Annotated in this window: 9 protein-coding genes and 2 tRNA genes; 3 read left to right on the plus strand and 8 right to left on the minus strand. The window is 73.1% G+C overall.

Features of this window, described 5'->3' with window-relative positions; translation table 11 throughout:
- Positions 1-9: 9 nt before the first annotated feature.
- The 6 genes from ACZ60B_RS02910 to ACZ60B_RS02935 form a co-directional block, all read right to left on the minus strand.
- Positions 10-1,641, minus strand: a complete 1,632-nt coding sequence (locus ACZ60B_RS02910; protein WP_469383659.1) for an ATP-binding protein — start codon at positions 1,639-1,641, stop codon at positions 10-12.
- A gap of 143 nt (positions 1,642-1,784) precedes the next feature.
- Positions 1,785-2,522 carry a response regulator transcription factor gene (locus ACZ60B_RS02915; RefSeq protein WP_351603491.1) on the minus strand — a complete coding sequence of 246 codons (738 nt, stop codon included), beginning with the start codon at positions 2,520-2,522 and terminating at the stop codon, positions 1,785-1,787.
- A 166-nt stretch (positions 2,523-2,688) separates the two neighbouring features.
- Positions 2,689-3,129, minus strand: a complete 441-nt coding sequence (locus tag ACZ60B_RS02920) for an antibiotic biosynthesis monooxygenase family protein (protein ID WP_469383661.1) — start codon at positions 3,127-3,129, stop codon at positions 2,689-2,691.
- A gap of 108 nt (positions 3,130-3,237) precedes the next feature.
- The gene (locus ACZ60B_RS02925) at positions 3,238-4,125 is read right to left on the minus strand and encodes a DUF2797 domain-containing protein (protein ID WP_469383663.1); all 888 of its coding nucleotides are present in this window, start codon (positions 4,123-4,125) and stop codon (positions 3,238-3,240) included.
- Positions 4,126-4,177: 52 nt separating this feature from the next.
- A complete protein-coding gene (locus ACZ60B_RS02930; protein WP_469383664.1) occupies positions 4,178-4,531 on the minus strand; it encodes a hypothetical protein in 354 nt (117 codons plus the stop codon).
- Between the two features lie 70 nt (positions 4,532-4,601).
- Complete coding sequence (locus ACZ60B_RS02935) at positions 4,602-5,291, minus strand: TNT domain-containing protein (RefSeq protein ID WP_469384079.1); 690 nt, start codon at positions 5,289-5,291, stop codon at positions 4,602-4,604.
- A gap of 650 nt (positions 5,292-5,941) precedes the next feature.
- On the opposite strand from ACZ60B_RS02935, the gene ACZ60B_RS02940 reads away from it, so the two are divergent.
- Entirely contained in the window at positions 5,942-7,237 is a 1,296-nt protein-coding gene (locus ACZ60B_RS02940) for a hypothetical protein (RefSeq protein ID WP_469383666.1), read from the plus strand.
- 375 nt (positions 7,238-7,612) lie between these two features.
- On the opposite strand, the gene ACZ60B_RS02945 is transcribed toward ACZ60B_RS02940, so the two are convergent.
- Positions 7,613-7,685 (minus strand) — tRNA-Arg (locus ACZ60B_RS02945).
- A gap of 205 nt (positions 7,686-7,890) precedes the next feature.
- Positions 7,891-7,981 (minus strand) — tRNA-Ser (locus ACZ60B_RS02950).
- A 169-nt stretch (positions 7,982-8,150) separates the two neighbouring features.
- On the opposite strand from ACZ60B_RS02950, the gene ACZ60B_RS02955 reads away from it, so the two are divergent.
- Together ACZ60B_RS02955 and ACZ60B_RS02960 are read left to right on the plus strand one after the other, a co-directional pair.
- Positions 8,151-8,663: an SSI family serine proteinase inhibitor gene (locus ACZ60B_RS02955; RefSeq protein WP_469383667.1), complete on the plus strand. Its 513-nt coding sequence runs from the start codon at positions 8,151-8,153 to the stop codon at positions 8,661-8,663.
- Positions 8,664-8,929: 266 nt separating this feature from the next.
- Complete coding sequence (locus tag ACZ60B_RS02960; protein WP_469383668.1) at positions 8,930-13,087, plus strand: PAS domain-containing protein; 4,158 nt, start codon at positions 8,930-8,932, stop codon at positions 13,085-13,087.
- Positions 13,088-13,202 lie beyond the last annotated feature (115 nt).

A 13,202-nucleotide genomic window follows, 5' to 3' on the forward strand; every position in this document is an offset into this window, starting at 1 on the left:
CGACTGTTGTCAAGCGCCCTGTTGCACCCATGTGCTGGCACTGTGCTGAACCTGTGAGTCGAGTTGCCAGTTCGTTTCGGGGGCGGGGTGCGGGACGGCGGGGCCGAGAGCGGGCAGATGCACGGTGAACACCGTCCGGCCGGGCACGCTGTCGACGGTCACGGCACCGCCGTGCGCGGTCGCCACGGCCTGCACGATGGCCAGGCCCAGACCGGTCGACCCGGTGGCGCGGGAGCGCGCCGAGTCGCCGCGCGCGAACCGTTCGAAGACGTGCGGGAGCAGGTCCGGCGGGATGCCCTGGCCGTTGTCCTGGACGTCCACGCACAGCCACGGTCCGCGCCGCTGCACCCGTGCGGTGACGGTCGTGCCGGGCGGGGTGTGGGTGCGCGCGTTCGCCAGCAGGTTGACCAGCACCTGTTGCAGCCGGGCGGCGTCCGCGGACACCAGCGCGGGCTCGTCGGGCAGCTCCAGCCGCCAGACGTGGTCCCGGCCCGCGGCGCGGGCGTCGCTGACGGTGTCGACCACGAGCGGTACGAGGTCGGTCTGCTCGAACTGGAGCGGCCGGCCAGCGTCCAGGCGGGCGAGCAGCAGCAGGTCCTCGACCAGCAGCGTCATCCGGCCCGCCTCGGACTCGATGCGGTGCAGCGCGTGCCGGGTGTCGGGCCCGACCTGCTCGCGGCCGCGCCGGGTGAGCTCGGCGTAGCCGCGGATGGAGGCCAGCGGGGTGCGCAGCTCGTGGCTGGCGTCCGCGACGAACTGCCGTACCCGCATCTCGCTCTGCTGACGGGCGTGCAGGGCGCCGTGCACATGGTTCAGCATCCGGTTCAGCGCGGCGCCGACCTGTCCGACCTCGGTGTGCGGATCGGTCTCGGACTCGGCGACGCGCTCGCTGAGGTTGACCTCGCCGGTGTGCAGGGGGAGTTCGGAGACCCGGGTGGCGGTGGCGGCGACCTTGCGCAGCGGGCGGGTGGCCAGGCCGACGAGGACGTAACCGGCGATGGCGGCGGCGAAGAGACCGGCGGCGGTGATGCTCACCTCGACCAGCACGAGGGTGTTGATGGTGTTGCTGACGTCGGTGGTCGGCAGCGCGACGTAGAACGTGTCGCCGTCCATGCTGGTGATGTACTGGACCCGGTACTCGCCGAGCCCCGGGATGTCCACGGAGTGCGCCCGCTCCTCGTCCCTGGGTGCCTTGGCCAGGGCGTCCTTCTGCGCCGCGCTGAGGTCGCCGGCCTTCATGGTGAAGCCGCTGCTGTCGTTCTTCTGCTTGGAGATGGCCGTGGTGGTGATCTTGCCGTTCTCCACATAGGCGGCGATGGTCTCCGCCTGGGTGGGGCCCTGCTTGACGAAGTTCTCGACCTTGTCGCTTCCGGAGATGTCGAGGACCGAGAGACCCCCCGGATCCGTCGGGCCGCCGGGATTCTTGCCATTCTTCGGCCCACCCACCAAGCGCATGGTGGTGTCGTGCAGCTTGCCGTCCAGCTGCTCGTACAGGTGCGAGCGCAGCGCCAGGGTGGTCACCGTGCCGATCACGGTGCACACCACGGCGATGAGGGCCACCGCCGAGATCACCAGCCGTGACCGCAGGGTCCGCGGGGTGCGCTGCCTCTTCTGCTTCTGTCGCTGTCTCTGCCTGCTCATCGCGCTGCCTTCACCGAAGCGTCCGCAAGGGTCTCGGGGTCGTTGCGCCGGGGCTCACGACCGGATGGAGGAGCGACCGGGGGACGCTCCTCCATGACACGGGCGGCAGGCACGAGGACCGACGGCCTGCCGGTCACCGGACCTCAGCCGGCCGGCTTGATCAGGTACCCGGCTCCGCGCCGGGTGTGGATCATGGGCTCCCGGCCGGCGTCGATCTTGCGTCGGAGGTACGAGATGTAGAGCTCGACCACGTTGGCCTGGCCGCCGAAGTCGTACGACCACACGCGGTCCAGGATCTGGGCCTTGCTGAGCACCCGGCGGGGATTGCGCATGAGGAAGCGCAGCAGCTCGAACTCGGTGGCGGTCAGGTGGATGCCGTCCCCGGCCCGCGACACCTCGTGGCTGTCCTCGTCGAGGGTGAGATCGCCGACGACGAGCACGGAGTCCGAGCGCCGGTCGGCGGCACCGGAGCGGCGGATCAGTCCGCGCAGCCGCGCCACGACCTCTTCGAGGCTGAAGGGCTTGGTGACGTAGTCGTCGCCACCGGCGGTGAGCCCGGCGATCCGGTCCTCCACCGCGTCCTTGGCGGTGAGGAACAGCACCGGCACGTCGGGCAGTTCACGGCGCAGGCGCCCGAGGACGGTCAGTCCGTCCATGTCCGGGAGCATCATGTCCAGGACCACCGCGTCCGGCCGGAACTCGCGGGCGGTCTGGATCGCGCCCGTCCCGTCACCCGCGCTGCGGATCTGCCAGCCCTCGTATCGCAGGGCCATGGACAGGAGTTCGGTGATCGACAACTCGTCGTCCACCACAAGCACGCGGACGGGGCTCCCGTCCGGCCTCAGCAGTTCGGTGCGCCCCTGGGGCGAGGTCGTGGTCATGGTGGACACCATGTCGGGGTCCTCTGAGAGCACGCTTTCACTAATCTGTGATTTCCCTAAGAAACTCACAGGAGCCTCTCAGGGAAGCCTTGGGTGATTCCTTGCCTGACCGGCCGCCCCACGGTGCCGGACGGGTGCCGGACGGTCGCGGCGAAGCAGAGAGCGCTTACAGCGGAGGCCCCTCTGGCCGTTCGAACCCATGGCTGTGCTCGACCCTGGCGATGTGCAGGGAGTACCGCTCGTACCAGTGCGCCCGTCCGTACTCCTTGGCCGCCCGGTGCTCCGCATGGGTGCGCCACCGCTCGATGCCGGCCAGATCCCGGAAGTAGGCGACGGTGACGGAGAGACCGCCGGGCGTACGGGCCGAGTCCTCGCCGAGGAATCCCGGTATCTCCTCGACCAGTTCCCCGAGCCGCTCGGCGGCGGCGGCGTATCCGTCCGCGTCGCCGTGGGTGCGGACCGAGGTGAAGACGACTGCGTAGTAAGGGGGTTGGTGGACGGGGACGGGGACGACGGCGGGTGCCGGGAGCGGCACGGGTGCGGGGACGGACAGGGACGTGGGCGCGGACTCGGGCGTGACGACGGGCACGGCAGTGTGATCGCTCATGCCGTCCACGATCGCCCGCGGCGCCGCACCCCATCCAGGACCCTTACCGAAAGGGATCCCGGAGGGATCCAACTCTTTGCCTATGCCGCCCACTTCGCCGCGCCCCGGTCAGAAGAGGCCGTCCTGCACTCCCGGCTCCCGACGGAACCTCCGTACCGGCACGGTGAACTCGGGTGCGGAACCCTCCGCCGGGAGGAGCTCCCACCCGGTCATCAGCCGGGTGTCGAGCACCACCAGGGCCCCGTCGCCGGCCGCGCCCGCCAGATGCAGATCGGGCCCGGCAGCGGCGACCAGCTCCCCTCGCACCACACCCCCGGCGACCAGCTCCCGCACCGCCGCACCGGCGGCGGGCAGCCCGGCGAGCCCGAAGACACGGACATGGTCGACGGGGCACAGGGGCTCGCGCGTCAGCGACTCGGGCCACCCGTCGAGAGCCACCGCCCGCGCGTGCAGCGCCGCGATCTCGGCCGCCCGCTCGTCCTTCGTGCCGGGCAGCTCGGAGCGCACCGCGCGCTTGTCGGCGTACGGGATCCGGTCGGGCACCTGGAGCGCTGCGCGCAGCAGCTCCTCGGCCCGTCGCGCGGCCATCAACGGCCCGGCGCCGAGCCAGCTGAAACAGACGGCGCCCTGCTCCAGCAGCCGGGCCGGTCCCCGCTCCAGGGCGGTGATGCCGACCTTGACCATGCCGGGCCCGAACCACGCCAGATACACGTGGTACGGCCGCGGGTCGTCCGCGACGGTGTCGGCGGCCACGGAGTGCGCCCGGTCCATCCGCGCGCACTCCTCGCACCGGGCTCCCGTACTTCGCCCCGGCACGACCGCCCGTGTCGCGCACGGATGCCCGCGCGCCCCCACACACGTCCGCACACCCCCGTCCACGACCCGGAAGGCGACCTGTTTCCCCCACGACAGCGCACTGCGCCGCCCGCCGTCCCATCGCAGCACGGGACCGTCGGCCGACCACCGCAGTCCCGAGCACTTCCATGCCTGTGCCATCACCTTCGAGCGTAGGCGCAGCCACTGACAGCGTCCGAGCCGCGCCCCGGTCTCAGCCGCCGCCGGACGCCCCGTCCCGGCGGTCGAGATCCGCCCAGGCCTGCCGCTGGATCTCCTCGGGGTCGGCGAGGAGCTCGTCCAGGGACTCCTCCGGCCCCGGCGGGGGCGCGAGGGCCCGGAGGAGGGTGTCGTAGAGGTACGCGCACGCCTCCGCCTCGGTGGCGAAACGCTCCATCACGCTGTCCCGGGAGCGCTGGCGCAGCCCTACGGTCCAGGCGTCGGCCTCGTGCTCCAGGAAGTAGTAGGCGTCCGGCTGGACGGACACCTCGTGGACGCCGGGGATGTCGTAGTACGCGTCCGGGACGCCCGCCTCGCGAAGCCTTCCGACGAGGTCCGCACGGTCCATCGGGTCCGTCCCGTCGTCTGCCCCGGGTGGCCGCCGACCGGACAGGTCGGGGGCCGGCCCGCGGGGGGTGTCATCGGCGCACGTTCACTTCTTCCAGTTTCTTCGCTTCGATGAGCTTGGGGATCGTCACGTCCGAGACGTACTGGAGGCCGAGACCGGGCTGTCCGAACCAGGGCCGGATCGGGCCCGCGTGGACCTTGAACGGATCGACGACCCGGTAGAGGTGATAGCTGAACGGATAGGCCGCGACATAGGTGTCGAGATTGCTCGGCGGGATCGCGCGCTTGGCGTACGGCGTGCCGGCGGGAGCGAGGAAGTTGCCGAAACCGCTCCCGAAGATGTCGACCAGCTGGCCCTTGCGGAGCGTCGTCAGATGCTCGACGGGCTTGCCGTTCCTCAGCACGAAGCCGTTGTTGTCCGGGTACCACCAGCCGGACTTCCCGGTCTGCGGATCCGTCTGCCAGTAGCACCCGAGGAACCAGTAGGAGGAGACGTGGTCCGTGCGGCGGTAACCCCTCAGCATCTGGCCGAGCGCACCCGTCCGCGGCAGAACCGTCGGTCCCAGCCGCCAGTCGTCGCGGAAGTAGGGCCCGAACTGCGTGGTGGGTGCGGAGTTGGTGCCGCGGCTGCGGTGCTCGGTCGGGCAGTGGGCCTGGTTCCCCACGCGGGAGGTGTCCGCGTAGACCGTGGCCGGCGAGATGCCGATCAGCAGGAGGAGCGACGCGATGGCGCTCCCCAGGAAGGCGCGCAGTACGCGCATCCGGTGTCCCTTCTCTTCCGGCGCCGGCCAGGCGCCGCCCGGGGGCGGGCCGCCGGTCGTGGTGACCGGCCGCCGGCCTCGTCGTGTGACGGGACCCAGTTGACGCGCGCCGGCGGCAGGAAGGGCGGAGGCCCCCCGGCCGGTCACCCGCACAGATGAAAGGACAAGCCCGATCAGCCGAAGACCGCCGACGGCATCGGGCGTTCCGGCTGCCCGCGTTCGCTCCGTGTCCGGGCGGCACGCATCCGGTGCGTGGTCGCGGCAGGCCCCGGCCCGGTTCGCCTCGACACGGTCGGCCCACTCCGGTCCCCGGCGCGGGAAGCTCACGCGGGCGGCGAGCACATGGCGGCCGTGCCGGGCGTTCGCCAGGCCCGCGAGCGGGGCGGGCGACTTGATGCCCACCGCGACGACGACAGGGCCGCCGCCCCCTGCCCCGCCCCACCCCGAAGGGCGGGATCCGGTGACGGCCATGGTGGCGAAAATGCCCGGTGGCACAGGCGTTTCTGGAGAAAGCGGTGGCACGCAAGTGTTTCCGGTCGCCATCGGTCAACAGCGTGCGCGTGTCTACACCGAAGCGAACGACCGGATGTTCAGAATGTTGCCCACTGCCCCAGTTGAAACTATGAAGTTTCGTTGCCGAGGAGCGTGACATGCAGGCTCGCAGGTGGCTCCCAGACCAGCCCACCCGTATCGGCCGGCACGACTGGCCGGCCGAGGACGACAACGGAACACATCTGCGGCTGCGGGTCGGCTCCATCGTGGTACTCGACCGGCAGGCCTGGCGGCTCCTGGAGATCAACGGTTATACGGGCGACTCGTGGCCGAAGTCCTACGAGAAGGCTTGGCGCGACCACCTGGAACTGTGGTGGCACGCCAACGAACTGTGGCGAGCCAACAACCAGGTGGTCAAGCCGGCACCGGAGCGCTCCGAGTTCTACAAGCGCCCGGTGGTCCTGGTACTGCGCAACGAGAACCTGCCCCGGTCCACGCCCAAGCACTGGTGCGCCCCCGCCAGCCACGACTGGCAGGTCCTCCCGGAACATTACGCCGTCTGCCGCGCCTGCGGCGAACTGCCGCCCTGCCACCACGGACAGTACCGCTGGGACGGCGGTCCGCGCTGGCCCGAGCAGAACGGTGGCATCCCGCTCATCGTGCCGGAGGACTGCTGCATGGGCTGCGCCGAGCCGATCAGGCCCCGGGTGCGGACCGTGCGCTTCCCCGGCCCCAACCTCTGGTACCCGGACCTGGACGAGGACACCGCGGTCTTCCACGCCCGCACCGCCTGCGCCGACCAGGTCGACTGCTACCGCATGCAGTGGCAGGCCGAGTACAACCCACGCCCCTCCACGCATTCCACGCCCCTGACGTTCCCGGACTTCGAGCACTTCGTGCCCCGGACCCGTCACGCGCCGGACCAGGTCCCGCACGCCCAGCAGACCTCCCAGAGCCCGCCCGCCCCACAGCTCGCGCCGATGCGACCGGCCGTGAAGGAACGCGCCCGCGCTGCCGACGGCTCCGGCGCCTTCCACCCCTCGTTCGACGAGTACCGCGGGGAACCGGAGAACGGCGAGAAGCCGGCCGGCCAGCCGGCCTCGGCCTCGGAGAAGGCCGAGGCCGACCGGTCATCCTCGGCCTTCTCCGAGCCGACGCGCCGGATGGCACCCTCGGCCTACGGCGCACCCACGGCGGACCCGGCCGTGCCGGCCCGGCCCGCCGCACCCGTGTCCCCTCCCGTGGCCGAGGCGCCCGCGCCCGATGCCGCGCCCCCCTCCGCAGTGGGCGCCGAGCTGGCTCTCCAGACGGTGAGGGAACTGGACCTGTCCCAGGCCGTGCGCCCGGGCTTCCACAACGCGGAGCAGGCAGCCCGGGTGATCGAGGAACTCACCGCCGCGGTCAGGAACATCGCGCTCTGCCTGAACCCCCCAGCCGCCCGAGAGCGCTCCTGACCCACGGACGGTCGGACGCGAGCTCCTCATCGCGGCCGACCACGGGCCGGTACCGGCCAGGGGCCAGTGCCGAGGCAGCCGTTCCCGTCACGGCCGTCACGAGCCGGCTCGGTGCGCTCGCGGGGAGCGGACGCGAAACGGACATTCACCCCTTGGTCCGGCTGACTCCCGGCGTTCGGCCTTCGACTGCGTCGGGGACACGCTCAGGGAGGCACGAGTGACGGCAGGAAGCCGAACGATGACGACGGCCTGGACGGCGTCCCCGTAGCCCTCCGCCCCGCCCCCGCGGGTGGCTGCCGACAAACCGTCAAACACGGCTGTCAAAGCAAAAGCCAGAGGCCGCGTGGAAAGATCCACGGGGCCTCTGGCTTGTTGTGCACTCGGCAGGATTCGAACCTGCAACCTTCTGATCCGTAGTCAGATGCTCTATCCGTTAAGCTACGAGTGCTTGTCTTTTGTTGTTCTTGCCTTCGCTCCCGGCCCTTCCGGCCCGCTCGCGGCGACAGGAAGAACATTACATGACTGCCGCCGACATGTGAAATCCGTTAGCCACACCCCTTGTGACCTGCGAAAACGTCTTTTGGAGGCGATCCCGCGGCCACATGGGGGAACGACGAAGCCCCGGTCCAGTGGACCGGGGCTTCGTCATCGCGCGGAGGCGGAGGGATTTGAACCCTCGATGGGCTTTAAGGCCCAAACCGCATTAGCAGTGCGGCGCCATAGACCGGACTAGGCGACGCCTCCAGCACAACCGCTCACGCGAGCGCGAGTGGTGCGTGCAGATGATGACACAGACGACGCCCGCGTCACCAATCGGCCTCCACGGTACTAGGCGGGGACGCCGTAGGGCAAAGGCTCACCCCCCGGTGCGGCGGACGCGCAACGTGGCGCGTCGTACCGCGTTAGTCAGGTCATGTCACAGGTCACCTCCGGCCCTCTGCGCCGGCTCGCCGCTACCGCCTCCCTCGCCACCGCGTGCCTCGCCGCGGTCGGCTCGCTGTCCGCCGTGCCCACGGCCGCGTACGCCGGGAGCGCCCCGGCCGCGGTCGGCGGCGCCCGTCTCATGCCGCCGCCCGCGCGGGACGAGGACCGGGCGGACGGCGACCGCCTCACCGTCACCGTCCACGGCACGGGCGGCGCCGCGGACGGTACGTACGAACTGCGCTGCCACCCGGACGGCGGCAGTCATCCGGACCCGGCGGGCGCCTGCCGGGCGGTGGAGCGCGACACCCGCTGGGGCGTCGAGACCTTCGCGCCCGTGTCCGAGGACAGCGTCTGCACCCTGCAGTACGGCGGCCCGGCCACCGCCCGGGTCACCGGGACCTGGGCCGGACGGCCCGTCGACACGACGTTCGACCGCGGCGACGGGTGCCGGATCGCCCGCTGGAACCGGTTCGTACCGTTGCTTCCCGACCTGCGCCGATAACGTCCCAGGGGGCGGTCGGGGGCGGGGAAGGTCCCGCACAGGGGCCTCCTGGCGGAGGCAACGGACCCGTAGAGGTCCCGCGAAGGTCCCGCGCAGCCGGGGCGGCCGATCCCGCCCTCCGTGTCACCTGGTCGTGCGAGCTCCCTCTCATCCGGGGCCGCGGGAGCGATCCGAGCCCTTAGAATCCCTCGCGTGACACGTCGCGGGCAGGTTGGCAAGATGGCCCGGGCGGTCGGCAAGGTGCGGTAACAGAAGGGAAGCGTCTCGTGAGCAGCAGGCCATCCCGAGGCGCTGCTCGCCTCGCAGCCATACTGGACGCACTGCCCGATGCGTTGGTGCTGGTCAACGCGAACGGGACGGTCGTCAACGCGAACACCATCGCCCTGGAGGCCTTCGAGTCGCCGGGCACCGCCCTCGTCGGGCGCGGGCTGCTCGACCTGCTGCCGGAGTTCGACTCCAAGCTGATCCCGGGCTCCATGCGGCGGCCCGACCACATGGACCCGGCCGGGCGGACCAAGCCGACCCGCATGATCGCCCGGCGGACGGACGGGGCCGAGTTCCCCGTCGAGGTCACCAGCGCCAACCTGGAGAACGGGCAGCAGGCCTACGACGGCCAGGGCTACACCGGCGACGAACTGCTGATGCTCGTCGTGCGCGATCTGTCCGGCACCGTCGACACCGAGGCCGAGCTGGCCCGCTCGCAGCGGCAGACCGAGATGATCCTGCGCGCCGCGTCCGAGGGCGTGGTGGGCACGGACACCGACGGACGGATCGTCCTCGTCAACCCGGCGGCCGCCCAGATCCTGGGCTACCGGGCCAGTGACCTCGGCGGCAAGAAGCTGCACGACCTCGTGCTGCACTCGCGCGCCGACGGCTCGCACTTCGCGTACGACGAGTCGCCGCTCGCCGACACCCTGCGTTCCGGGCGCAAGCACCGGGTGCGCGGGCAGGTGCTGTGGTCCAAGACCGACGACAAGGTGTCGGTCGACCTGACCACGGCGCCGGTGCGCGACGGCGACCAGCTCGTCGGCGCGGTGATGACCTTCAACGACCGGCGGCAGTACGACACCCTCGCCGAGGAGAAGGACACCGCCGACAAGGAGCACGCCGCGGAACTGGAGCGGCTCTCCGAGGAACACGCCTCCGACCTGACCGCCCTGCGCCAGAAGCACGTCGCCGAGCTGGAGGAGCTGGCCGAGCGGCACGAGGAGGAGCTCGCGGCGGGCGAGGACCGCTACGCCGCGCTCGGCGAACGGGAGAAGGACCGCTACGAGGCGCTCGCCGCCCGCCACGACCAGCTGCTCACCCTGCTGGGCCGGTCGCTGCGCGGGCCGCTGGACGAGCTGCGCCGGGAACTGGCCGCGCTCGCCGCGGACGACGCCGGACAGCTGTGGCCCGAGGCCAACCAGGTGCTCCACCATCTGTCGGCGGGCTACTCGCGTATCACCACGCTCATCGACAACGTCCTCGGCTACCAGCTGCTCGACGCCGGCACCCAGGCCGTCAACCGTACGAACGCCATGCTCGACGCCGTCGTCACCGCCGGTGTCGACGGGGCCGTCGAGCTGATCGGGCCCGGCCGGGTGCAGTTCGCCGTGCACGCGCCGCCCATCGAGGCCGAGGTCGACGCCCGGCTGCTGGCGACCGCGCTCGCGCATCTCGTCGCGGACGTCGCCGGTGTCGACGCCACCGGCAACGCGCCGGTGTCGGCGGGCGGTTACATGGACAACACCGTCGTCGTGGCGGCGGCGCAGCGCGGTGAGGTCGTACGGATCGAGGTGCGCGGCCCGTACGCCGGGGGCGACCCGGTGCACGAGCCGATCGTGCGCGGGATCGTGCGCGCCCACGGCGGTGTGCTCCAGACGCACGAGGTGCCGGGCATGAGCGGCAGCGCGTACGTCCTGGAGGTGCCGCTCGGCGGCGGCGCGGGGACCGTGCCCTCCCAGGCGCTGGAGCTCGCCCCGGCGCCGGCCCCCTATGCCGTGGAAGCCCCGGCCGGGCCGACCTCCTACGCCCTGGAGGCGCCGGCCGGCGCCGGCCCCGGCGACGACGGCGACGGGTCCGCCCAGGGCCCCGGCGGCGGGCGCGGGCGGCGGGCCCGCCGGTCCTCCGTGGACGCCTTCCTGGAGAGCGAGGTGCCGGGCGAGTCCGGTGCCGGCGACGCGGAGGCCGTGTCGCCGACCGGGCGCAGGCGCAGGCGGGCGGCGGCCGCCGCCGCCGAGGAGCCGGTGGCCGCGGCCGCCGACGCCGGGGAGGTCTCCGGCGGGACGGGACGGCGGCGCGGACGGCCCGCCGAGATCGCGCCCGCGGGCCAGGACGCGGCCGAGGGTGCCGTCGTCATGGCCGGCGAGAACGCCGCGGGGACCGCTGCCTCGGGCACCGGACTGGGCGGGACCGTCCCGCCGCAGGGCGTGCCCGTCGGTGAGACCGTTCCGCCGCAGGGGGTGCCCGTGCCCGCCGGACGACGTGCCCGGCGCGGCGCCGACGGACAGCAGGCACTGCCGCCCGCCCTGCCCGCGGTCGGCGCCCCGGACCACGAGGACGGCGCGGACGGCGACGAGGAGCCCGGCGGACGGCGCCGCCGTGCCCTGGCCGCCGCGGCGGAACGCGCCGCCCAGCAGGAAGCCGCCCCGCGTGCGGTCTTCGCGCTCCCGCCCGCCGAGGCGGACCGCGCCACCGACGAGGCGGGGCCGGTGCCGGCGCTCGCCCAGGCGCCCGTGCCCGTGCCGTCGGCGGGGCCCCTGCCGCTCCCCGCGGGGCCGGTTCCCCCGGGGGAGGGGTCCCTCGACCACGGCCGGCCCGACGCCGCGCCCCACGACCACGCCGGGGACCACACCCCGCCTCAGCCGCACCCCACGAGCGCGCCGACCGGACGCCGTCGCCGGGCCGTCGGCCAGTCGGCGGAGGCTGCCGCGGCGACGGGTGGCGTGCCGCAGCTGGTTCCGCAGGTTCCCCAGCAGTCGGCTCCGCCGCAGCCGGTTCCGGCGCAGGGCGTTCCCGCCCAGCCGCTGCCCGCGGAGACGCCTTCCGGCCGGCCCGCACCGGCCGCCGGTGCCCCCGCGCCCCAGATCCCGGCTCAGATCCCGGCCCAGATCCCGGCTCAGGTTCCGGCCGTCCAGCAGCCCGTGGCATCCGTCACTCCGGCGACCGGCACCCCGCTGCCGCCCGAGAACGCGCCCGTGCAGCCGCGCGCGGCACAGCCGTTGCCGGCCGAGGCCGCGCAGGCGGCGGCGCCCGTGGACCCGAACTCCACCCAGGGACGCGCGATCAGCGTGCGGACGCTGGGGCAGGGCGTGCCGTTCACCCGGCAGGCCGCGCAGGTGCAGCAGCCGTCGCCCGCCACGCCGCCCCCGCACGGGCCGAACGCCTCCGGCCGGCGCCGCAAGCTGGGCACCCCGCCCGACCCGGCCACGCGTCCGGAGCAGACGGCCCGGCCGCACCCGGGCGCCGAGCAGCCCGCCGTGACCCGGGCGGCCGCGCCGCAGGCTCCCGCGCCCAAGGCCGCCGCGCCGCAGCCCGCGGTCGCGCAGCCGTCGCTCGCGGGGCAGTCCCGGCTCGCGCCGAACACCGAGGGCGCCGGACGGTCGTACGCCATAGGAGCACCGGACGAGAACGCCGCCGAAGGACCCGAGCCGCTGGACGGTCCGGGCGGGGCGGTGGAGGTCGCGGACATGCCGCGGCCGCAGCCGATGGACGACGAGCTGCCGCCGGAGCCGCTGGACAACCCGCGTCGGCTGCTCGTCTGGCCGGCCCCGGACGCCGCCACCCAGCAGGCGCTGAGCGACCGCGGCTACCGGCCCGTGATCGTGAACTCGCGCGAGGAGGTGGACGCGCAGATCGCCGCGTTCCCCGCGGCGCTGTTCGTCGACCCGCTGACCGGACCGATCACCCGTACGGCCCTGCAGTCGCTGCGGCAGGCGGCCGTGGCCGCCGAGGTGCCGGTGCTGGTCACCGCGGGACTCGGGCAGGCGACGCGCGAGGAGGCGTACGGCGCCGATCCCGCCGTACTGCTGAAGGCGCTCGCGCCCCGGGACAGTGAGCAGCACCCGCCGCGCGTCCTGCTCGTCGAGGAGCACGCGGAGATCGCGCTGGCGCTGACCTCGACGCTGGAGCGGCGCGGGATGCAGGTCGCGCGGGCGGCGAGCGACGCGGACGCGGTGGCGCTGGCGGGGCACTTCCGGCCGAACCTGGTCGTGATGGACCTGCTCCAGGTGCACCGGCGCCAGGCCGGGATCGTGGACTGGCTGCGCGCGAACGGGCAGCTCAACCGCACCCCGCTCGTGGTCTACACGGCCGCCGTGGGCCAGGCCGACCTGCCGCGCCTCGCGTCGGGCGAGACGGTGCTGTTCCTCGCGGAGCGGTCCACCAGCGACGAGGTTCAGGGCCGGATCGTGGACCTGCTCGCCCGCATCGGCACCAACTGAACTCCGCCGGACGGCGGGTGTGATCCACGGCGGGTCCGTCGCGGGCGGACGACCCGTGTGATCCACGGCGGGTCCGCCGCCGTCGGACGGCCCGTGTGATCCGTCGCGGCCGGAC

It is taken from the genome of Streptomyces sp. NPDC104096 (genome assembly GCF_055584385.1).

What these genes read in the sequence shown, in the direction of transcription:
- ACZ60B_RS02910 (WP_469383659.1), bottom strand. Translation starts at nt 1,641, where the DNA reads ATGAGCAGGCAGAGACAGCGACAGAAGCAGAAGAGGCAGCGCACCCCG.
- ACZ60B_RS02915 (WP_351603491.1), bottom strand. Translation starts at nt 2,522, where the DNA reads ATGACCACGACCTCGCCCCAGGGGCGCACCGAACTGCTGAGGCCGGAC.
- ACZ60B_RS02920 (WP_469383661.1), bottom strand. Translation starts at nt 3,129, where the DNA reads ATGAGCGATCACACTGCCGTGCCCGTCGTCACGCCCGAGTCCGCGCCC.
- ACZ60B_RS02925 (WP_469383663.1), bottom strand. Translation starts at nt 4,125, where the DNA reads ATGGCACAGGCATGGAAGTGCTCGGGACTGCGGTGGTCGGCCGACGGT.
- ACZ60B_RS02930 (WP_469383664.1), bottom strand. Translation starts at nt 4,531, where the DNA reads ATGGACCGTGCGGACCTCGTCGGAAGGCTTCGCGAGGCGGGCGTCCCG.
- ACZ60B_RS02935 (WP_469384079.1), bottom strand. Translation starts at nt 5,291, where the DNA reads ATGCGCGTACTGCGCGCCTTCCTGGGGAGCGCCATCGCGTCGCTCCTC.
- ACZ60B_RS02940 (WP_469383666.1), top strand. Translation starts at nt 5,942, where the DNA reads ATGCAGGCTCGCAGGTGGCTCCCAGACCAGCCCACCCGTATCGGCCGG.
- ACZ60B_RS02955 (WP_469383667.1), top strand. Translation starts at nt 8,151, where the DNA reads ATGTCACAGGTCACCTCCGGCCCTCTGCGCCGGCTCGCCGCTACCGCC.